Source organism: Fibrobacter succinogenes (assembly GCF_902779965.1).
Taxonomy (GTDB): Bacteria; Fibrobacterota; Fibrobacteria; order Fibrobacterales; family Fibrobacteraceae; genus Fibrobacter; species Fibrobacter succinogenes_F.
The window spans coordinates 58,441-77,873 of sequence record NZ_CACZDK010000007.1 but is presented as its reverse complement, the minus strand read 5'-3'; the positions used below and the strand labels follow the sequence as shown (position 1 = coordinate 77,873).

Annotated in this window: 21 protein-coding genes; 12 read left to right on the top strand and 9 right to left on the bottom strand. The window is 45.7% G+C overall.

Annotated features, from left to right (window positions below; translation table 11 throughout):
• Positions 1 to 43 precede the first annotated feature (43 nt).
• Positions 44 to 1,048, top strand: coding sequence for an NAD(P)-dependent oxidoreductase (locus HUF13_RS05230; protein ID WP_173474142.1), 1,005 nt, complete (start codon positions 44 to 46; stop codon positions 1,046 to 1,048).
• Positions 1,049 to 1,075: 27 nt separating this feature from the next.
• Here the strand turns inward: HUF13_RS05230 and HUF13_RS05225 are convergent, their stop codons facing one another.
• Together HUF13_RS05225 and HUF13_RS05220 are read right to left on the bottom strand one after the other, a co-directional pair.
• On the bottom strand, positions 1,076 to 1,249 hold the full coding sequence (locus tag HUF13_RS05225) for a hypothetical protein (RefSeq protein WP_173474141.1): 174 nt from the start codon (positions 1,247 to 1,249) through the stop codon (positions 1,076 to 1,078).
• A 3-nt stretch (positions 1,250 to 1,252) separates the two neighbouring features.
• Complete coding sequence (locus HUF13_RS05220) at positions 1,253 to 2,161, bottom strand: hypothetical protein (protein ID WP_173474140.1); 909 nt, start codon at positions 2,159 to 2,161, stop codon at positions 1,253 to 1,255.
• 544 nt (positions 2,162 to 2,705) lie between these two features.
• On the opposite strand from HUF13_RS05220, the gene hemB reads away from it, so the two are divergent.
• From hemB to HUF13_RS05195, 5 genes are all read left to right on the top strand, one after another.
• Positions 2,706 to 3,671, top strand: coding sequence for a porphobilinogen synthase (gene hemB / locus HUF13_RS05215; RefSeq protein WP_173474139.1), 966 nt, complete (start codon positions 2,706 to 2,708; stop codon positions 3,669 to 3,671).
• Between the two features lie 27 nt (positions 3,672 to 3,698).
• A complete protein-coding gene (locus HUF13_RS05210; RefSeq protein WP_173474138.1) occupies positions 3,699 to 4,508 on the top strand; it encodes a mechanosensitive ion channel family protein in 810 nt (269 codons plus the stop codon).
• Positions 4,509 to 4,574: 66 nt separating this feature from the next.
• Positions 4,575 to 5,861 carry a glutamate-1-semialdehyde 2,1-aminomutase gene (gene hemL, locus HUF13_RS05205; protein ID WP_173474137.1) on the top strand — a complete coding sequence of 429 codons (1,287 nt, stop codon included), beginning with the start codon at positions 4,575 to 4,577 and terminating at the stop codon, positions 5,859 to 5,861.
• Between the two features lie 136 nt (positions 5,862 to 5,997).
• Positions 5,998 to 6,297, top strand: a complete 300-nt coding sequence (locus tag HUF13_RS05200; protein WP_173474136.1) for a hypothetical protein — start codon at positions 5,998 to 6,000, stop codon at positions 6,295 to 6,297.
• Positions 6,298 to 6,469: 172 nt separating this feature from the next.
• The gene (locus tag HUF13_RS05195) at positions 6,470 to 6,781 is read left to right on the top strand and encodes a hypothetical protein (protein WP_173474135.1); all 312 of its coding nucleotides are present in this window, start codon (positions 6,470 to 6,472) and stop codon (positions 6,779 to 6,781) included.
• A gap of 69 nt (positions 6,782 to 6,850) precedes the next feature.
• Here the strand turns inward: HUF13_RS05195 and HUF13_RS05190 are convergent, their stop codons facing one another.
• From HUF13_RS05190 to fabF, 7 genes are all read right to left on the bottom strand, one after another.
• The gene (locus HUF13_RS05190) at positions 6,851 to 8,602 is read right to left on the bottom strand and encodes an AMP-binding protein (RefSeq protein WP_304038841.1); all 1,752 of its coding nucleotides are present in this window, start codon (positions 8,600 to 8,602) and stop codon (positions 6,851 to 6,853) included.
• 17 nt (positions 8,603 to 8,619) lie between these two features.
• Complete coding sequence (locus HUF13_RS05185) at positions 8,620 to 9,390, bottom strand: polysaccharide deacetylase family protein (RefSeq protein WP_173474134.1); 771 nt, start codon at positions 9,388 to 9,390, stop codon at positions 8,620 to 8,622.
• Between the two features lie 3 nt (positions 9,391 to 9,393).
• Positions 9,394 to 9,525, bottom strand: coding sequence for a hypothetical protein (locus HUF13_RS17260; RefSeq protein WP_304038840.1), 132 nt, complete (start codon positions 9,523 to 9,525; stop codon positions 9,394 to 9,396).
• A gap of 311 nt (positions 9,526 to 9,836) precedes the next feature.
• A complete protein-coding gene (locus HUF13_RS05180) occupies positions 9,837 to 11,159 on the bottom strand; it encodes an SPFH domain-containing protein (protein ID WP_173474133.1) in 1,323 nt (440 codons plus the stop codon).
• A 102-nt stretch (positions 11,160 to 11,261) separates the two neighbouring features.
• Complete coding sequence (locus tag HUF13_RS05175) at positions 11,262 to 12,134, bottom strand: alpha/beta hydrolase (RefSeq protein WP_173474132.1); 873 nt, start codon at positions 12,132 to 12,134, stop codon at positions 11,262 to 11,264.
• Positions 12,135 to 12,222: 88 nt separating this feature from the next.
• Positions 12,223 to 13,908: a GGDEF domain-containing protein gene (locus tag HUF13_RS05170; RefSeq protein WP_173474131.1), complete on the bottom strand. Its 1,686-nt coding sequence runs from the start codon at positions 13,906 to 13,908 to the stop codon at positions 12,223 to 12,225.
• Positions 13,909 to 13,969: 61 nt separating this feature from the next.
• Complete coding sequence (gene fabF / locus HUF13_RS05165) at positions 13,970 to 15,220, bottom strand: beta-ketoacyl-ACP synthase II (protein ID WP_173474130.1); 1,251 nt, start codon at positions 15,218 to 15,220, stop codon at positions 13,970 to 13,972.
• Positions 15,221 to 15,434: 214 nt separating this feature from the next.
• Here fabF and HUF13_RS05160 point away from each other — a divergent pair, with 214 nt between their 5' ends.
• The 6 genes from HUF13_RS05160 to tadA all read left to right on the top strand — a co-directional run bounded on the left by HUF13_RS05160 (position 15,435) and on the right by tadA (position 19,372).
• Positions 15,435 to 15,788 carry a hypothetical protein gene (locus tag HUF13_RS05160; protein WP_173474129.1) on the top strand — a complete coding sequence of 118 codons (354 nt, stop codon included), beginning with the start codon at positions 15,435 to 15,437 and terminating at the stop codon, positions 15,786 to 15,788.
• A 584-nt stretch (positions 15,789 to 16,372) separates the two neighbouring features.
• The gene (locus HUF13_RS05155) at positions 16,373 to 16,711 is read left to right on the top strand and encodes a hypothetical protein (RefSeq protein ID WP_173474128.1); all 339 of its coding nucleotides are present in this window, start codon (positions 16,373 to 16,375) and stop codon (positions 16,709 to 16,711) included.
• 175 nt (positions 16,712 to 16,886) lie between these two features.
• Positions 16,887 to 17,879 carry a putative heme d1 biosynthesis radical SAM protein NirJ2 gene (gene nirJ2 / locus HUF13_RS05150; protein ID WP_173474127.1) on the top strand — a complete coding sequence of 331 codons (993 nt, stop codon included), beginning with the start codon at positions 16,887 to 16,889 and terminating at the stop codon, positions 17,877 to 17,879.
• 5 nt (positions 17,880 to 17,884) lie between these two features.
• Complete coding sequence (locus tag HUF13_RS05145) at positions 17,885 to 18,490, top strand: hypothetical protein (RefSeq protein WP_173474074.1); 606 nt, start codon at positions 17,885 to 17,887, stop codon at positions 18,488 to 18,490.
• A complete protein-coding gene (locus HUF13_RS05140) occupies positions 18,453 to 18,803 on the top strand; it encodes a hypothetical protein (RefSeq protein WP_173474126.1) in 351 nt (116 codons plus the stop codon). The genes HUF13_RS05145 and HUF13_RS05140 overlap by 38 nt, the downstream gene beginning before the upstream one ends.
• 8 nt (positions 18,804 to 18,811) lie before the next feature.
• Complete coding sequence (gene tadA, locus HUF13_RS05135; protein ID WP_304038838.1) at positions 18,812 to 19,372, top strand: tRNA adenosine(34) deaminase TadA; 561 nt, start codon at positions 18,812 to 18,814, stop codon at positions 19,370 to 19,372.
• Positions 19,373 to 19,433 lie beyond the last annotated feature (61 nt).

The window sequence follows — 19,433 nt, the reverse complement described above, 5'->3', positions numbered from 1 at the left end:
CTTCTAACTGTCTACTTCCTACTGTCTACTTCCTACTAAAAATATGAAAGCCATTCTCATCATCGCTCATCATTGCATTTTGCCTGGTGCGTACAAAGGATTCGAAGAAATTCTCGACCGCTTGCACCATGATTTGCCGGGAACACGTGTGGCGAGCACAAGCCTTTTGGATTTGGAAAATGACTTGCGGACCATTTTGCGTGAAGATGTGGAATCGGTGACTCTCTTGCCGTATTTGCTGTTGAATGGTCAGCATACAAAGAATGACGTGCCGCGTGTTGTTGCAAAATTGCAGGCGGAATTCCCGCAAATCCCGATTACGCTTTTGCCTTGCCTTGGCGATTGGAAAGAATTTTCGAGTATGGTTGTGTGCGGTATTCGCAATGCGCAGTTAGACGAAAGAACGCTCGCTGAAGCGAGCTGCAGACGAAAGACGAAAGAGAATAATGCCCTTGTTGAAGAAAACCATCTCTCGTCTCTCGTCTCTCGTCTTTCGTCTAAAACATCAAATCTCTTCTCCATCGAGTTGAATCTTGAAGGGCGTAACGTGCTTGTGGTGGGCGGTGGCCGCATTGCTCTGCGCAAGGTGAAAACGCTTATTCCGACTGGCGCTCGCATTACTGTAGTTGCGCCGCAATTCGACCCCGAATTTAATGCGCTTTATCGTCATTCTGAACGAAGTGAAGAATCCAGTTGTTTCTCGCATTCAGCATCTGCGGAGCAGTCTTTCTCCATCACTCTAAAACAGCGTCCGTACGAGCCGCTCGACCTCCGTGGCGTCTTCATGGTTTTTATTTGCACCGACCAACCAGCCGTCAATGCCCAAGTTTCTAACGATGCACGCGCTCGCCGCATTCTCGTGAATAATGCTTGCGATTACCTCGATGGCGATTTCATTGTGCCTGCCCGCATGGATTTTGGTGAAAACATTGCTGTGACGGTTTCCACGCAGGGCCGCGCCCCTTCGCTTGCCAAGAAGCTCAAACAAAAAATCCAAAGCGAATGGGCCGAAGATTTGGCGCAAATCGAACGCGAATTCGGAAAATGAAAATAAATTGAAAGAAATGTTTTTAAATCAAAATGATTTGTTCTTTTCTAAATAGATATTTTCGTAAAAAGAGGTTCTTTTTTCTAGTCTTCTTTTGAAAGAACTGTTTATTTGGTTTAGATAATTTGTTGTTATTGCATCTGCAACTGGAGTTTTTGTTTTTATGCTAAAAGCTGCACCGTCAATATCTTTTTTTTTCATATGTTATTCCGTTAAAATGTAGAGATTTTGTTCTAGTTTGATTCTTGCTTCAATTTGTTTTGTGATTGTTTCAATTCTTCCTCTTTCTCGTTCTTTAAAAAAGTATTTTTCATCACACCATATAATAACAATTGTTGCAAAATCACGTTTTTTTTCACAGTAGCATGGAATGCATATCAAAGAACCTTTTTCTTCTTTTATATCGTGAGTTATTAAATAATGAGAATCGTTTTTTTGTATTTCATCTGCAATATCCTCGATAATTATCATTTTTTTCTTTTTTATGCAATGCGATATAGTTGATTTTGGCTCGTTTAGTTTTGCACAATCCGTTACAGGACCTGGAGGCGTTGCTGCCAACCATTGATAAGCTTTTTTGTTTTCAATCTGAAGAATTCTTACTTTATATGCGTGTTTGAATGAGTTGTGAAAGTAGTCATGTAAAAGTTGTGCAATTGCTAAAAATTGTTGATCAGGACGTGTTATTTCGTTAAATATATCCTCTTTGGACATTTGTTTTGTGTATTTTTTTGATGTAAGCAATTGATCAAAACGATTTCTTTTGTTGTCAACCAGTTGTTCCCAAACGATATTAAGGGACGCTATGTTTACGTCAGAAAAGATTGATTTCTTGTCAAGATAATTTGCTAATGAGTAAAGTCTCGTTCCTAAAAATGAAATAGCGGCAGTTGCCAGATAAAACCACCAGAAATTACTATCGAAAAAATCTTTTACTTCACTCGTGGATTTTTCTTTTAAAAAATCTCTAAGGCCGGCATTTGTGCATAAATCTAAAAGAAAAAAAGGGATTCCAAAAAGAAAAAAACTAAGAATATATTTAAACCAAAATTTCTCATGAATGTTTACATAACAATGAGCTGCTTTGTAAGCAAGATCGGATAGCGATTTCATATATTAATAAAATATGTCTGGTTGTTGTACTATATAAATTATAGAAAAATATATTATTCAGTTTAATTTATGTAATAAAAAAATATAAAACTAGTACTACTAGACCTGTTAGATGGATGTTGACTTCTAAATAATGGCTCATAATCACAATTGTTGCACTGTCGCAAAGTTTTTTTGTAATAGATATCCGTAATAGATGGTCATAATTTTTCCTCATTTACAATGACATCTTGTCTTAATGTTAAATTTTAACATTTTATTCATTTTCTTGGATTTTTTGCAGATATACTTCCGCACATAGCCCTAGCATTCGCTTTACCGGGTCTTAGGGGCGGAGCTCCTAGGGAAGGGGGTGATGGATGGTTCGACAAGCTCACCAACCTTACTTCTGCATTGTTTGTCGAAACAGAAATCAGGGGGACTTTTCCCCCATTATTTACTATAATTGAGCTTGAATCCTGTTTTATAAAAGGAGATTCCCGCACGGTGGCGGGAATGACATTTCAAACTGACTACTTCTAACTTCCTACCGACTACTAAAATTATGATTATTCGTCCTCGTCGCTTACGTAAAAATGAAGTTATCCGCAATATGATTGCAGAGACTGCTGTGAACCCTGATGCTCTCGTTTACCCGATGTTTGTGGTAGAAGGGGAGGGTGTGAAAGAAGAAATCCCGTCCATGCCCGACCAGTTCCGCTTTTCGATTGACGAAATCCTGAAGGAACTTGAAAGCTGCGTGGAGCTTGGCATCAAGTCCATTTTGCTGTTTGGAATTCCGAATCACAAGGACGAAATGGCGACATCTGCTTACGATAAGAATGGTATTGTGCAGCGTGCGGTGCGTGCCATCAAGGCGAAATTTCCGAGTTTGTACGTGATTACGGATGTGTGTCTTTGCGAATACATGAGTCATGGACATTGTGGCCTCATTAAGGATGGCGATGTGGATAATGATCCAACGCTTGAACTTTTGGCAAAGACTGCTGTTTCGCAGGTGGCTGCTGGTGCCGATATGGTGGCTCCGAGTGACATGATGGATGGTCATATCACGGCTCTCCGCGAAGCGCTTGATGCGGCTGGTTTTACGAATACGCCGATTATGGGTTACAGTGCAAAGTTCGCGAGTGCTTTTTACGGTCCGTTCCGCGATGCGGCGGATTCTGCTCCGCATTTTGGCAACCGCAAGACTTACCAGATGGATGTGCGCAATGGTCGCGAAGCGCTTCACGAAGTGGAACTCGATTTGGAAGAAGGTGCCGATATCGTGATGGTAAAGCCGGGCCTCGCATTCCTTGATGTGCTTCGCCAGACGGCTGAAATCAGCAATGTGCCTGTCGCTGTGTACAACGTAAGTGGTGAATATTCGATGGTCAAGGCTGCGGCAAAGATGGGCTGGATTGACGAAAATGCGATTATTCGCGAGAACTTGATTGCGTTCAAGCGTGCCGGTGCAGACATTATCATCACGTACCACGCGAAGGAAGTTTTGGAAAATAAAATTCTGTAAGGGAGATGCCTGCGGGCATGATTAGTTATGAAAGAATTTGACTTGTTTTTAAAGAACATTGGGATAAAGAATGTGTTGTTGCAGCATGCTATTGAAATAGCAATTGTTCTTATCGCTATCGTTCTTATATTGGCGATTATCCGATTCATTCTGAGTTTTGCGATTAAGAAAGGGGCGGATGCTTCTGTAAAACCGTTACTTTATTCGCTGTTCTCGTATGCGATTTATATTGTCGGCTTGCTCATGATTCTGCACATTCTTGGCGTGAATACGGCGGGAATTGTGACTGTGATTGGTGCCGCTTCTCTTGCGATAGGCCTTGCGTTGAAGGACACGTTGGGGAATATCGCGTCGGGAATTTTATTGCTGTTCCTCAAGCCGTTCCGTGCATCGGACTACATCGAATGCGGTTCCTTGAAGGGAAAAATTGTGGGCGTGGGGCTTTTCAATACGATTCTCATTTCGCTGGATGGCCTTTATGTGTTTGCTCCGAACAGCATGCTTTGGGGTTCTCCCATTATCAATTATAGCCGCAATCCGAAGCGCCGTTTGGATTTGACGTTTGGCATCGATTATGCGGATTCAGCGGAAAAGGCTATGGCCGAAATGAAACAGCTTGTCGAAAGCGATGCGGAGGTATTGAAAGATCCGGCTCCTTCTTTCTTTGTTTCGTCGCTGGATGATAGCGCAGTTTGCGTCAACATGAGAGTTTGGGTCAAGACTGCTAAATATTGGGATATGCGTTGCAAGTATATGAAGTCTGTCAAGGAACGCTTTGACGAAGTTGGAATTTCCATCCCGTTCCCGCAGCGCGTGGTGCATGTCGTAAAGGAATAAAAGAGTTACTCGTTGATAGTTACTTCGCCCTATGGGCTAGTTACTAGAGATTTTAAGGTAGTTTATATGAATCATCAATTAAGCGAAAAACTTTTTGCAGAAGCAAAGACACTTATGCCGGGTGGCGTGAATAGCCCTGTACGTGCATATGGTAACGTGGGGGCTACGCCTCCGTTTATTGCTCGTGCGAAGGGCAGTCACATCTACGATGTGGATGGAAACGATTACATCGATTACGTGGGCAGCTGGGGTCCGATGCTTTTGGGGCATGCGCACGATGCTGTGATTAATGCGGTTGCGGAGACGGCGAAAAACGGATTAAGTTTTGGTGCTCCGTGCGGCTTGGAATCGGAACTTGCAAAGCTTGTGATGTCGCTTGTTCCGAGTGTCGAGATGATTCGCATGGTGAACAGCGGCACCGAAGCGACGATGAGTGCGATTCGTGCGGCTCGCGGCTTTACCGGTCGCGATAAGATTGTGAAGTTCGAAGGCTGCTATCACGGCCATAGCGATAGCTTGCTCATCAAGGCTGGCTCGGGAATGCTCACGACGGGCAAGCCGAGCAGCAAAGGCGTTCCGGCGGACTTGGCAAAGTATACGCTTACGCTCCAGTACAACGATGTTGCTGGCGTGAAGGAACTCTTTGATAAGATTGGTGATGAAATCGCAGGCGTGATTGTAGAACCTGTAGCGGGCAACATGGGCGTGGTGCCGGCGAAGCCCGAGTTCTTGCAGACGCTTTCGGAAGAGACGAAAAAGCATGGCGCTTTGCTCATCGTTGATGAAGTCATGACCGGTTTCCGCGTTGGGATTCATTGTGCACAAGGCTTGTATGGCATTAAGCCGGACCTCACGACATTTGGCAAGATTATCGGCGGCGGTATGCCGGTGGGCGCTTATGGCGGTCGTTTGGATGTGATGCAGCAAATTGCTCCGCTCGGCGGGATTTACCAGGCGGGAACGCTTTCGGGGAATCCGGTCGCGATGGCGGCAGGTCTTGCAACGATGCGCGAACTTTCGACGCATCCTCAGCATTACGTGCATGCCGAAGCGATGACGAAACGCTTGATTGCTGGGCTCAAGGATGCCGCAATTGAAGCAGGGATTCCACTTGCGACAAATCAGGTGGGTTCCATGGGCTGCATCTTCTTTACCGAAGGTCCGGTTACATGTTTTGCCGATGTGCAAAAATCCGATTTGGAACTCTTCCGTCGCTATTTCCTCGGGATGCTCGACGAAGGCATTTACTTGGCGCCAAGCCAGTTCGAGGCGATTTTCGTGAGTGCCGCCCACAGCGAAGCGGATATCGACCGTACGATTGAAGCTGCCCGCAAGGTGTTCAAAACGCTGTAAATAAACGGAGTTTTTTTTGCGAAAAGAAGAGAGCCCTTCTTGGGCTCTTTTTTGTAATGTTAAATTTTTATTATTTACCTTGATTGAATTATGTTATATATTATTGGTATCATAATCAACAAGATGGAGAATAAAAATGAAAAAAATTATGATTCTTGCTGCTGTTGGAAGTGCGGTCATTCTCTCTGCTTGCGCTGCTGCTTCTAAAGCCTCATCGGTTGTTACTGATGCTAGCGATTGTACGGTTTCTAGCACCGAGAACTCGGCTACAGCCACAACGAAAGGTGGTTCCGTAACATTCACTCAGACCGAAAACGGTTATTCAATGACTTATGGCGGAGCCCTAAGTTCTCTTGAACCAAAGGAATTTGATGTAAAAGTGGGGAAGGAGCAACTGCTCGACATGGCCAATAAATACTGCGCCGACAACAAGTAAATCTGTAAAAGTCCGACTTCTTAGGAAGTCGGACTTTTTTTTTGCTCGCCTTTTGGTGTTTTTTTATTTGATTTTTGTCACTGTAAAATAAATTTTACGTTATTTTATGGTGATAAAAATATTACATTTTATATATTCTAATCCAATTTTATAATATAAGAAGGAGATAAAAATGAAAAAATTGGCTCTTATTGCAGCTCTTGCTACGGCAGCTGTTTTTACCGCTTGCGGTGATGAAGATGGTGTATCTGCATCTACAGATACGTCCTGCAAGGTTACCTCTACGGATAATTCTGCAACCGCAACTACAACTGTTGCTGGCGTTACCTCTACAAGCACTTTCACGCTTACAGATGATGGCTATAAAATAACCTATGGAGGCTATGGTTATGAAGGTATGAAACCGACTGAAATGCCGGGAAATTATACTATAGATGACCTGGTCGATATGGCTAATAAATTTTGCAATACGCTTAATAAATAGTTGATTCTATTTTGAAGTTTTCAAAAAAAAACGCATCCTCAAGGGGTGCGTTTTTTTGAATCTTGTTTTTTACTCAGACTTTTCGCTCATTGCATTTTCTACAGCGGTTTTTTCATTTTTCCCCGTGTTTGCGTTATCGGTTGCTGAGCTTGTCGATGCATCGGCGGCATCTTTGTCGCGAATTGTCGCACGGCGGATTTTTCCGCTGATCGTTTTCGGCAGTTCCGTTACAAAGTCGATAATGCGCGGGCTCTTGTAGCTTGCGGCAATGTTCTTTGCGAATAGTTGAATTTCTTTGGCGAGTTCTTTTGACGCTTCGTAGCCCTTCTGCAGAACGACTGTTGCCTTGACCGCCTGACCACGAGACTTGTCCTCGACGCCTGTCACGGCCACTTCCAAAACGGCGGGGTGCTTGTGCAACACTTCTTCCACTTCGAAGGGGCTAATGCGGTAGCCGGAACTCTTGATCAGGTCATCGGTGCGGCCTACGAACCAGAAGAATCCATCCTTGTCGCGAGTTGCCGTATCACCAGTGTGGTACACGCCGCCCTCGAACACTTTTTCGGTGCGTTCCGGGTCGTTGTAGTAACCTCCGAACATGCCAAAAGGCTTGCCCTGATCAATCTTGATAATCAGCTCGCCAACTTCGTCAACGGCGCAAGGCTTGCCTTCGGCGTTCACGATTTCCATGCGGTAGCCTGGAGACGGCTTGCCCATAGAACCAGGGTGCGGTTCGCTAAAGCCAAAGTTACCCGTGGTAAGTGTGAGTTCGGTTTGTCCGTAGCCTTCTTGCATGCGGATGCCCGTCTGCTCGTAGAACTTGTTGTAAATGTCCAAGTTCAGTGCTTCGCCTGCGGTTGTGCAGTACTTGAGGCTCGAAAGATCGTATTTGCCAATCCCATGTTGCAAAATGTAGCGATACACTGTCGGCGGCGCGCAGAACGTCGTTACTTTGTATTCTGCCATCTTTTCGAGTAACTTTCCCGGAATGAATGTGGTCATGTCGTAAGTGAACACGGCGCTGCCGGCAAGCCACTGCCCGTAAATCTTACCCCAGAGTGCTTTCGCCCAACCCGTTTCTGCAACGGTCAGGTGGCGGCCTCCGTCAACCACATGCTGCCAATACTTGGCGGTCACGATATGGCCGAGCGGGTACGTATAAGTGTGCGCCACCATCTTCGGGTTCGAACTCGTGCCGCTCGTGAAATACACAATCATGATATCATCATTGTGCGTCGCAGCGTCCCCGGTCGGGCGTTCAAATATTGCCGGATAAATTTCGTAGTCATCGTAAAAGCTGATCCAGTTCTGACGCGCCGTTTGGCCTACGGTCACGAGCTTTTCGACAGAATCGCATTTAGCTTTAGCCTTATCGACTTCTTTCTGCAAAGCCGGATCGTCATACGTCACCACCATCTTGACCTTGGCCGCGTTAAAGCGGTATTCCAAGTCTTCGGCGGCAAGCATGTTTGTGGCTGGAATTGCAATAGCGCCAATGCGGTGCAGTGCGAGCAAAAAGAACCAGAATTCATAGCGGCGGCGCAAAATAAGCATCACGCGGTCGCCTTTCTTGATTCCCTGTTCTACAAGAAAATTCGCAGTGCGCTGGGAGGCGAGCGATAAATCCTTGAACGTAAAAATATGGCTTTCGTCATTGTCATCGCACCACACAAGAGCTTCGCGCTTGGGTTCGGTCTTGGCGTATTCATCGACAACATCGTAAGCGAAGTTGAAATTGTTCGGAATAGTTATCTTAAAATTCTTGTACAAGTCTTCGTAAGACTTGTAATCGATCTTAGATAAAAACTTATTTAAAATCATAATTGCGCTTTAAGTGATTACAGGTCCTTGTACATGATTTTTTCACGCATGGTCGAAATGTAGCGAACCATGTTCAAAATGCGTTTTTCACCAATCGTCCTAAAGTCCTTGTCGTGGAAAACAAGGCGGTGGACTCCACCTGGTAAGAGCATCTTGAGGCAAGCGTAAGTCTGCGCAATTTTGAGGAGCGGAGTGGGCAAAATCGAGAAACTGAGCGTACTTGAGTTAGTTTTCTTGATGTTTCCCTTTACCTTTTGGTAAATGCCGTGGAAATCTTCGTAGTAGTCGAAAATTGCAAGAGCCTGTTCCTTGAGGTACTTGTTCCCGAACCAGATAGGCGGGATAAAGCCGGATGGTTTGCCCATGCCATGAGCCTTCCACAAGGCGAGACTGCGCTTGAGGAGTGCCTGCGTAAAACGTTCATCGATACCAGCGAATTCCGCTTCGTTGTTCGAAACCAAAAGGGCCAGTTTGCCCGAAATGCTACGCTTTAACGAAAGATCGGCTCGATGACGAGCGCCATGGAGCATAATCTCGTAGCCTTCTTTCACGAACTTTTCGAGTTCTTCACGGAATTGCTCGGCTTCGGATTCCGGGGCTGCACCCATTGCTGGAATCACCGCAATACTGATAGGGGAGCCCACAGCTTCGGCAAGCTTACGAATCTGGACCGAAGCCTTCTTGAAATTTTTTACGCTAAAACTGTGATAGCAAAGGATGAACTTCTTCTTCTTTTGAGAAGTTGCTTCGGCGGCCTGGATGTCGGCGATATCTTTATTCTGTTCCATAAGCTACTCTTGTTCCTTGACGTTTGTAGGGACTTCTTCTTCAAGCTTTTGCGTGATGAATAGATGGTAAACGAAAAACAACGCTGCACTGCAGATGGAAAATTTCACGCAGGACTTGATAAACTTCTCAAACATACGACACTCCTTTGCGGTACTCCATTCAGGCTCAATTGCCATCAATGGCGGGGATATGCTTGATGGAAAGATATAAATTTCTTTAAAAAGGTTTCAACGCCAAGAAAAAAATCCCGCCTCATCAGGCGGGATGATTTACAGAGTCCTGTCGTAATTGTGAGCACGAAAAATTATGGATTCCCTCCCTTCGGTCGAGAATGACGGCAGAGCCGAGTGATGCGGAAACATGCTTGCATGTTTCTATATCCGAGGCGAACAAGTCATGCGTAAATGAATGACAGGCTTCGAGGATGAAGGCTTCGTAGAGCCGTTTATTTCGAAAGCTTTTCGGTAAGGCCCATAAGCATATTCAAGCCTACGGCATCCATGGCGGTGCTTGCGCCACCCTTGGAGTCGCCCGTCATCATGATTTCCGGGACGAGCGGGTGTGCGGACTTGGCGAGTGCTTCTGCAACACCGACTTTCGTCTTGTAGTCCCATTCGGCGCGTTCTTGCGGAGTCAAACCGGCGCTGACGAGAGCCCTGTTGGCGGCTGCTTCAGCTTCTTTTTCGGCCTTGATTTTCTTTGCGACTTCGAGTGCTCTCAATGCTTCGAGGCGAGCGACTTCTTGTTCTTTTTGCGCTTGGAGAACGGCCACGTCGCGTTCCTTTTCGGCTTGCGTCACGGCCTTGATTTTTTCCACTTCCTGATCGGCCTTGGCCTGAGCGATGCGAGCCTTACCTTCGGCTTCGGCGGTGATGGCAGCCTGCTTTGCGGTTTCTGCTGCGGTAGCGTTAGAGACGCGCTTCATTTCGCGGTCCTTCACGATGTCGAGCTGCTGTTGAGCCTTCTGGTCGAGGCGGACATTCTGGATTTCGAATTGCACCACCCTGATGCCGTAAAGGCGAAGTGCGGAGGGCTTGGTGAGAATGCGGTTACCGTTCGAGTCCAGTTTCAGTTTCGTTACTTTGTATTCTTGAGTTTCGGCTTTCTTGATGATCTTTCCTTCGGAATCGAATTCGTCTTCACCTGCCTTTTCGGTAAGCACTTCGATCGTGGTGAGGTATTCGCCTTCCGTGAGCTGGTCTTCGGCGATTCTTCTGAATTCAGCAATCTTTGTCACCTTGGCTTCTTCAGCGGTGAAGAGCGGTGCGGTTTTTCTAACGGCCGAAAGCACGGAGTTTCTAACAAGGTCATGCTTGAGTTTCTTGTCGGAACGTTGTTCGCGATGAATCTTTACGAGGTCATCGCAGTCCGTCGGGAGCTGGTATTTGAGGTAGCCGCTAATTTCTGCGTTTGCGTTTCGAGAAAGCGTTACGGAAATGTCGTCTTCGTCATCGTCGCCGCCTTCCCAGCCTTCGCCTTTAACCTTTTCGGTAGAGGAATTGAAATAGAAGTCTTTAGTTCTGTCGTAGGAGTAGATGCTTGCAAAACCCTTGAAGTAGAAACCGGCGTGGTCGATGCACGATAGCGTACCGAACGGAGACTGCTTGACGAGCAACTGCGTCGCACTGTTGTAACCGATGTTGCACTTGAAAAGAATTATCATTACGATGGCGATTACGGCAATGATTATCAGTTTCGTGTAATTTTTGGGCTGCTTTAATTGCTGTGCTATTACTGGTTGCTTGTCCGTTGTAGGTTGCTTTTCCATTTATTTGTTCCTTCTTTTGTTTATGGGGCAAAATATAGTTATTCCAAAAGTTTCTGTGATGCTTTTGGAAATATGATTATAACAAGGAACAGATTCTTTTGATTAAAAACGTTTTGTGGTCGTTTTCAGAAGTTCGTTCAAAACCAATTGCTGCGTTCTTTCTGCGCTGCGGTTGACGATTTCTGCGATGGCTCTGCGGGCTTGCTTGCCGTCTGTGTCTGGATAGAGCGGATAGACGTGCCCCAATTCTTCACCGATGTGGAGCGTGACGTTGACGCCTGCTTCTTTAAGCTTCTCGGTGCATTTGACGATGTCGGGGTAGAATACTTCCCACGTGCCTACGAAAATGTCGGTGGGCGGGAGCCCTTGCATGTTGCCGTAAAGAGGCGATACCATCGGATCGTGTGCATCCATGCCGTTTGCCCAAGATAAACCAAACTGATGAAGTTCGTCGATATGGAGCCAGTTGTCGTATTCTTCGATGGATTTGTCGCCGCCAGTGATATCGACCCAGGGCGAAATCAAGATGATATGCATGGGCAAGGGGAGAGACTGTTCTGTAATTTCTTCCGAAAGCGCAAGTGAGAATCCACCGCCGGCACTGTCGCCCATAATGATGATTCTGCTTGCTGGGATGCGCTTTGTCAGTTCTCTGTAGAGTTTCAATACGAGCGTGTGTGCTTCAATAGCGGTGTGGTTTGGCAATAGAGGGTAGTTGGGCATCACGATGCCGCAGCCTGTTGCTTTGGAAAGTTCGGCAAGCATGTCCCAGTGTGTCTGTGCAATGCCAAGCGTATAACCGCCGCCGTGAATGTAAAGGATTACGGGTTTGTTTTTGTCGGTTGCCGCTATTTCGAAAACTTGCATGCCGTCAATTTGGTATTCCTTCATTGGGCGTTCATGGACGTAAAATATTGCGGCAATCGCCACGAGCGCTAGTAAAATACAGGGCAGGAATATCTTGACTTTTTTCATACACCAAAAGTTCGCCCTAATTGATTTTGCTCAACGGGCGGCATGTCAATATACCTATTCCTTCAAACGGATGTCAAGTAAATTTTTTTCAAAGTCGTACGAGTGTAGATTTCATCACAGATTTCATGGCGTACATGCGTTCGTCTGCTAATTGATACACTTTTACGGAATCGACTTGAGCGATATCTTTTGAATGGCCTTTTTTATCTTTTGAAAATTCATGTCTGTAGGCAACACCGTAGGCTGCTTCTAGTGGCATAAGTAAATTTGCGCTAAGATCTTTTTGAAGTTCGGCCATCTTTGCTAAAGCAATATTCACATCGGCAATGTGCTCTTGACGCACGACGGCTAAAAATTCATCGCCGCCCAAGCGGATGGTTGTTCCAACTTCGGTAAAGGCGTCGTGGAATGCGGTTGCAAAAGCCTTGAGCTGCCGGTCGCCTTCGTTGTGCCCATAGCGGTCGTTGATAAGCTTAAGGCCGTTCATGTCGATGCTCACGATGGCAAAATCTGCGGAAGTCGAGTCGAGTATTTTAAAAATACGCTGGCTTTTGGCGCGGTTGTAAATTCCTGTCAGCGAATCTCTGTAAGCAATTTCCTTCAACAAGTCTTTCTCGGTTTTTACCGACATCAAGCGGTACGTGTAAACAATGTAACTCATGACAAGCAGAAGGACGAATAAAAGTGTTCCTGCTGGGAGCCACGTGATGCCGAGTATTGTATGCTCCAAATGGAAGAATGTCATCACATGGAATCGGACGAGTTCGAGTATGGCGAATGTGCCGAATGTGAATACGCCTGCTGTTAAGATTCTAGTCGGAGCGTCGAATTTATGCTTATTCGAAATTATTGTCACAAACAGGTAAACGATGCATAAAATGACATAGGCGTGGAACACCCACAAGGATTGCGGGTAATGTACGACATCTGTGAAGTTCAGGATGGTTGTTACGGCAAATATCAGTAAATCAAGGCCTGCAACAATGATTAAGCCCGACCATAGCGTTTTGCTAATTTGCTTGTAACGCATGTGGAGCAATAGCAAATAAAGTGGCAATGGAGATATGTAAAGGGCGGCATACTCAAGATTGGTATTGAATGTGAAATCATAGGAGAACAGCTGGAAAAGTTTCGTAAAGCACAGCGTCCAAATGCCAAGGCAAATCGACAAAAATCCAATCATCATGAGTTGGAAAAATCTCATTTTGTAGAACAACATGCCTGCGCTTAGGAACAGAGCCAATATGCCGAAAAGCAATAGGAATAGCCCAACGACCAATGCTATAGAATGTCGTGCGTAAAAGTCGTTGTAGGCGTATTTTGCAGGAAGGATTTCGAAGGACGGGAGAATATTCCACGCATCGTTTTCCGAGAAATAGAACTTTAGCTCTAACGATCTGTCTTTGACTAACGATATGCCTAGATAAACAAAATGAATCCCGCTTCCGACAAGGCCGTGATTTCTGTAATTGCTTTCGCTGTTGGAGTAAATTTTTTTCCCGTCGCGATATGCTTCTACAAAAGTTTGATAGGTCTTAAAGCGGAGGACCGGAGTTTGGGGAATTTCTGCCGTGAGTTTTCGCTTTAAAATGAGCGAGTCACCGCGGAGAATGTGCTCGGCTATAGCGTATTTTTCCGTCGATTCGATTTCTGTCGTGTCGCCATGGAATATGAGCGTCCAGCCGTGGTTCAACGGGATAGTCGAATCATAGACACCTTGCTTACGGATTCCAACGACAATGATGCTGATTAGCACAACCAGCAACACAGCCATTAAAATCGCTATACTCTTTCGACTTTTATCCGACATATCCGGTTGATTCTTGTACTTGCGTTTATTCCTTGAACTTCTTGATCACGACAATGCCATTGTGACCGCCGAAACCAAGCGAAGCAGACACTGCAACGTCGATGTTTCCTTCGACGCCCTTGTGCGGCACGTAGTCGAGGTCGCATTCGGCATCTGGATTGTCCAGATTTATTGTTGCAGGGTAGAACGAATCGCGGATGGCGAGCGTGCTGATCATCGCTTCGATAACGCCTGCTGCACCGACGCAGTGGCCGGTCATGCTCTTGGTGCTAGAGACTTTGATCTTGTAGGCGTGTTCGCCGAGAGCAATTTTAAGCATTTGCGTTTCGGTGAGGTCGTTCAGGTGCGTCGAGGTACCGTGGGCATTGTAGTAGTCCACATCCGTTGGGGCGATGCCTGCGTCCTTCATGGCCTTGAGCATGGCCTTGGCGCAAGTTTCTCCACCCGGGCGCGGGCTCGTGATGTGGTAGGCGTCTGCAGAAGAACCGTAACCGGCAACTTCGGCGTAGATTTTAGCGCCGCGGGCTTTGGCGTGTTCAAGTTCTTCGAGCACGAGAATGGCTCCAGCTTCGCCCATCACGAAACCGGAACGGTCCTTGTCGAAGGGGCGGGAAGCTTTTTCGGGAGCGTCATTGAACTTGTCGGTGAGCGCATGCATGCCAGCAAAACTCTTGATGGAATAGTCCGTGATGGCGCTTTCGGAACCGCCGGCGAGGCAAATATCCAAGCGGCCAGAACGAACGGAGTCAAGGGCAACGCCGATGGCATCCGTGCCGGAGGCACAGGCGGTGCAGACTGTGTGTGCAGAACCCGTGATGCCAAGTGCAATGGAAACGTTTGCGCACGCTTCGTTGGCGATTAGCTCTGGCATGGCGAGCGGCGAAACGCGGCGGCGTCCACCTTCGAGGTACTTGCAATAAGTTTCTTCGACAACGTCCATGCCGGCAAGACCGTTACCTGCGACAATGCCTGTTGTATCTTCGGCGAGCATTTCGCGGCTGAGGCTTGCGTCCTTGACCGCTTCGTTTGCGGCGGCGACAAGGAACTGCGTAAAGCGTGCCATACGGCGGGCTTCCTTTGGGTCGATGCCGTGTTCTTCGGGCTTAAAATCCTTGACTTCGGCTGCGATTTTCACAGGACAGTTTGTTGCATCAAAAAGCGTAATTGGGCCGATGCCGCACTTGCCTTGCTTGATGGATGCCCAAAGTTCAGGGGCGGACTTGCCAACGGGGGTCACCGCACCCATACCAGTAATAACGACTCTTCTTCTATTCATAAATATTTTTGTTTTTTCAATAAAGATAGTTTTTTGAGGAATTATGTTGATGAAAACAAATTGATTATATGCTCGTTTTTTTTACAAAGTTGCTGAAATAATTTTTTTAGCGAAAAAATAGAGCTGCTTTGTAAATTTATATGAATATTGCAAAAAAGTTTTTTTTGTTTTTTTATTTTTGTATGTTTGTTCTAACATTAAAAAAAGGAGTAATATGAAAAAAATTATACTTGCATCCATGATTGCATGCGCAGCAGCCTTTACCGCTTGTGGCGATGACGATAACGGAACCTCTGCTAATGGCAGTTCCAAGGTTTCTTGTGATATTTTCATGGGTAGTGCTGGGGATACGTCCGGACATCTCTGCTTAGAATTTTCTGATTCTGAAACTGCAAATAAGTTTTGTGCAACTCAGAACACGACATACAGTGCAATTGGTGGCTCCGCTACGGTTGGCACTGGCTGCCCTTCTGGTGCTAAGCTTGAATGCCCAAAGAAGGATGGTGGAAAAACATACATTTACGGAATTTATGCATTCGGTGAATCCTGCGATACTTTCGATTTCTAGTTTTTACATCATTCTTGATTTTGTCTAGAATGGTTTAATAAAGAAATTGCTTAATAGCCTAGCATTTTAATGCTGGGCTTTTTTATTCAGCAAAGATATTGCGCTTATAAACATTTTTCTTCCCTGATTTCCACAATGCCGAATTATATATATTTAATTTTAAATTGTTAAAAGGAGTTGAAATGAAAAAGATATTCATTGGAGCTGTGCTTGCCGCTGCTGTTTTTTTACCGGTTGCGAAGACGAAAAGGAAGTGACTTCCTGCGACTTGCAAGGTGTCGTTTTGGGGATTGATGTGCATATGTGCGTTGAATCGGAGGATGATAGCTATGTAAGGGCAGCGTGTTCCAGTAAAAATACCGGATTTGATATGTCTTCATCGGGCGTAACTACAACTATTGGTTCTGGATGCCCTGGTAATGCATCGAAGGTTTGTAATTCCACACAAAATGGAATAGATTTTACTTTGTATGCGTATGGCCCTTTGTTTGAAAATGCAGACTGCAGTAAGTATCAAAATTTTGCTCATTAAAATGATTTAATCTTGCTTTTTCTGTATAGAGCAATATTTAAAAGGATCTATAATGAATAAAAAGATATTTGGCATTGCTGTAATCTTTGCGGCGGTTCTTTCTGCTTGCAGTGATTCTTCGAGTAACAGTAACGTTTATTCTTGTGATCAGAATACTGTTGAAGAGCCTGTTGATCACATTTGTTACGAATCGTCTGAAGAAAATTTTACGGAATGTAAAGATGGTTCTATTCCTTTTCAGCGTAAAACGACCCTTACGCCTGGGAGAGGATGCCCCAGTGGTGCTTTGAAAATATGCGATGCGGAACTTGTTCCGGGACATCCTTATACAATCTATGTCTACAATGAAGAAACGGCGCAAATGAGCTGTAAACGCATTCGCGGTTTTTAATCGCAATGGGTATTATTGCGTTGCTCGGATTTTTACTTCCGGGCATTTTCTATATTTGCAATGTCATCCCCGCGATGCACTGAGCTAAGCCGAAGTGTTCGGGGATCGCCATACACTGTATTTATTACAGATGCTTTTTAGTGGCGAAAAACATTTTTGAATTGAGGTCTATGGCATGATTGTCTCTTGGATGACAACGAATAAGTGTAACTTGACGTGCAAACACTGCTACCAGGATGCTGGCGAAAATAAATCAGCCGAACTTACAACGGCAGAAGCGCTCAAACTCATCGACGAAATTGCCAAGGCCGGATTCAAAATCATGATCTTTAGCGGTGGCGAACCGATGACCCGTCCAGACATCGTGGAACTTGTGGCCCATGCCCGCGAACGTGGACTCCGCCCGGTGTTTGGTACGAACGGAACGCTCATCACGCATGACCTCGCAATTAAGCTCAAGGAAGCGGGCGCCATGGCGATGGGCATTAGCGTCGATAGCATCGATCCCAAACGCCATAACGATTTCCGAGGCCTCCCGAATGCCTTTGAACTCACGTTGATGGGCATCGAAAACTGCAAGGCGGCTGGCCTCCCGTTCCAGATCCACACGACCATCATGGACTGGAATCAGAACGAAATTTTTGATATCATGGACTGGGTCAAGGAAATCGGGGCCGTGAACCACCAGATTTTCTTCCTCATTCCGGTCGGTCGCGGTAAGGAAATCGAAGACCATGCGCTTCGCGTTGCCGAATACGAAGGCCTCCTCCGCAAGATTATGGAAAAGAGCCGCACGCTTGGAATCCCGGTGAAGCCCACTTGCGCCCCGCAGTTTCTCCGCATTGCAGACCAGCTCGATATCAAGACGCGTTACAGCCGTGGCTGCCTCGCGGGCCTCGACTATTGCATCGTAAGCCCGATTGGCAAGGTGCGTCCGTGCGCGTACATGATGGAAGAAGCGGGCGATGTTCACGATACGCCGTTTGACGAAATCTGGGCGAACGCCGAAATTTTCAAGCAGTTGCGTACAAAGGCTTACAAGGGCGCTTGTGGCAAGTGCAAGTTCAACGACCGTTGTGGCGGCTGCCGTGCCCGTGCCGCCTACTACCACGAAGGCGACTACATGCAGGAAGATTCGTATTGCGCGTACGGCCGCGGAATTAAGTGATGACTATGTGGTCGCTTTTTTGGATATACTTGATTTATATTCTTCTTCCCTTTCTGCTTAAAACAAAGAAATTTGTTGAACGGGACAATCTTAAGTGGATTGTTTGGTTAGGCTCTTTCCCTGTTTTTGGAGTTATACTTTTTTTTGAGTTCTTTATCGGTGAAAAAGCGTACTGTTATATAAATTTGCCTAATATCTTTAACTGGCTTGGAATTACGCTATTGGTTTGGCTTATAGAGCTTCCAATTGTTTTTCTGGGGAGGTCTTTTGGAAAACAAGCTCCGCCTTGGGAAGTTTCGCCAGGTGACGCTAGTGATAATGCGGGTGACCTTTTCGATATGGCTTTGAAAATTGGCAAGGAAAAGCGGGAAGGGAAGAATACTTCTGAATTGCAAGCCGAATACGAACAAAAGGTGAAAAATTTCGAAGAAACCGGTAGTTTGATATCATCGGAAGAATCTCAATTTTATGCGGATGAACTTTTTGATATGGCTATGAAAGTAGGGCGTGAAAAACGCGAAGGAAAAGATACCTCGAAACAGGAAGCCGAATACGAACAAAAATTGAAAAATCTTGAAGAAATCAGCAGTTCAAATAAGTCTAATTGGTAGTGATGCAAAAATGACTGATTTTATAACATTACATTTTGATGAAATTTTTTTTGGTTGCTTTTTTGTGGCGGGGCTGGTAATTCCAATTTTGATGGGATGCAATGAACATCCGTACAATGAACCGAAAATATGGAAAATTCGTTTGGTTGCATTGCCGATAATTTTTGGTTGTGTTTTTTATATTTTTAGAAATTCTTGTGGTGTTTTGGGAAGAATCTTTATATCATTGGGGCTTTGGCTTGTCTTTATGTTTCCTCGAGGTTATGTTGAGTATATGCTTTATCGTCGTAAAAGCGGCAATAAAAAGGAATAGGTTGTAGTATGAATAACGTAAAAATCAAAGAAGAATCCTCAGACCTCAAAGTGAGCGAAGCGAACGACCTCGCGCCACAAACCCCGAATCCCGACGACGTAAAATTCATGCGCATGGCGCTTCGTCAGGCGCAGATTGCTTTTGACATGAAGGAAATCCCCATCGGTTGCGTTATTGTGAAAGACGGAGTCGTGATAGGGAAGGGCTACAACCAGGTTGAACAGCTCAAGGATGCAACCGCCCATGCCGAAATTATTGCCATTGGCACTGCCGCAAGCACGCTCGACAACTGGCGCTTGGATGGTTGTACTTTGTACGTGACTCTGGAGCCGTGCCCCATGTGCGCTGGTGCCATCCTCAACAGCCGCGTTTCCCGTGTGGTTTATGGCTCCCCGGATTCTCGCTTTGGCGGCTGCGGTACGACAATAGATGTCATTACCGGCAATGCCCTCAAGCGCGTTGTAGAAGTCACGGGTGGCGTTCTCGCCGACGAATGCCTTGGCCTCCTTAAAGGATTCTTCCAGCAAATGCGCCTCGAAAAAGGCGATTCCGGCAATAAGGGTGTCTAGAGCTTAGAACACTCCTTTCTATCTAAAAGAAAATAACTAAGTTCTAAGAGCGGAGCGGACT

Coding starts and splice junctions, on each gene's coding strand:
- HUF13_RS05230 (WP_173474142.1), top strand. CDS start 44: ATGAAAGCCATTCTCATCATCGCTCATCATTGCATTTTGCCTGGTGCG.
- HUF13_RS05225 (WP_173474141.1), bottom strand. CDS start 1,249: ATGAAAAAAAAAGATATTGACGGTGCAGCTTTTAGCATAAAAACAAAA.
- HUF13_RS05220 (WP_173474140.1), bottom strand. CDS start 2,161: ATGAAATCGCTATCCGATCTTGCTTACAAAGCAGCTCATTGTTATGTA.
- hemB (WP_173474139.1), top strand. CDS start 2,706: ATGATTATTCGTCCTCGTCGCTTACGTAAAAATGAAGTTATCCGCAAT.
- HUF13_RS05210 (WP_173474138.1), top strand. CDS start 3,699: ATGAAAGAATTTGACTTGTTTTTAAAGAACATTGGGATAAAGAATGTG.
- hemL (WP_173474137.1), top strand. CDS start 4,575: ATGAATCATCAATTAAGCGAAAAACTTTTTGCAGAAGCAAAGACACTT.
- HUF13_RS05200 (WP_173474136.1), top strand. CDS start 5,998: ATGAAAAAAATTATGATTCTTGCTGCTGTTGGAAGTGCGGTCATTCTC.
- HUF13_RS05195 (WP_173474135.1), top strand. CDS start 6,470: ATGAAAAAATTGGCTCTTATTGCAGCTCTTGCTACGGCAGCTGTTTTT.
- HUF13_RS05190 (WP_304038841.1), bottom strand. CDS start 8,602: ATGATTTTAAATAAGTTTTTATCTAAGATCGATTACAAGTCTTACGAA.
- HUF13_RS05185 (WP_173474134.1), bottom strand. CDS start 9,390: ATGGAACAGAATAAAGATATCGCCGACATCCAGGCCGCCGAAGCAACT.
- HUF13_RS17260 (WP_304038840.1), bottom strand. CDS start 9,525: ATGTTTGAGAAGTTTATCAAGTCCTGCGTGAAATTTTCCATCTGCAGT.
- HUF13_RS05180 (WP_173474133.1), bottom strand. CDS start 11,159: ATGGAAAAGCAACCTACAACGGACAAGCAACCAGTAATAGCACAGCAA.
- HUF13_RS05175 (WP_173474132.1), bottom strand. CDS start 12,134: ATGAAAAAAGTCAAGATATTCCTGCCCTGTATTTTACTAGCGCTCGTG.
- HUF13_RS05170 (WP_173474131.1), bottom strand. CDS start 13,908: ATGGCTGTGTTGCTGGTTGTGCTAATCAGCATCATTGTCGTTGGAATC.
- fabF (WP_173474130.1), bottom strand. CDS start 15,220: ATGAATAGAAGAAGAGTCGTTATTACTGGTATGGGTGCGGTGACCCCC.
- HUF13_RS05160 (WP_173474129.1), top strand. CDS start 15,435: ATGAAAAAAATTATACTTGCATCCATGATTGCATGCGCAGCAGCCTTT.
- HUF13_RS05155 (WP_173474128.1), top strand. CDS start 16,373: ATGAATAAAAAGATATTTGGCATTGCTGTAATCTTTGCGGCGGTTCTT.
- nirJ2 (WP_173474127.1), top strand. CDS start 16,887: ATGATTGTCTCTTGGATGACAACGAATAAGTGTAACTTGACGTGCAAA.
- HUF13_RS05145 (WP_173474074.1), top strand. CDS start 17,885: ATGTGGTCGCTTTTTTGGATATACTTGATTTATATTCTTCTTCCCTTT.
- tadA (WP_304038838.1), top strand. CDS start 18,812: ATGAATAACGTAAAAATCAAAGAAGAATCCTCAGACCTCAAAGTGAGC.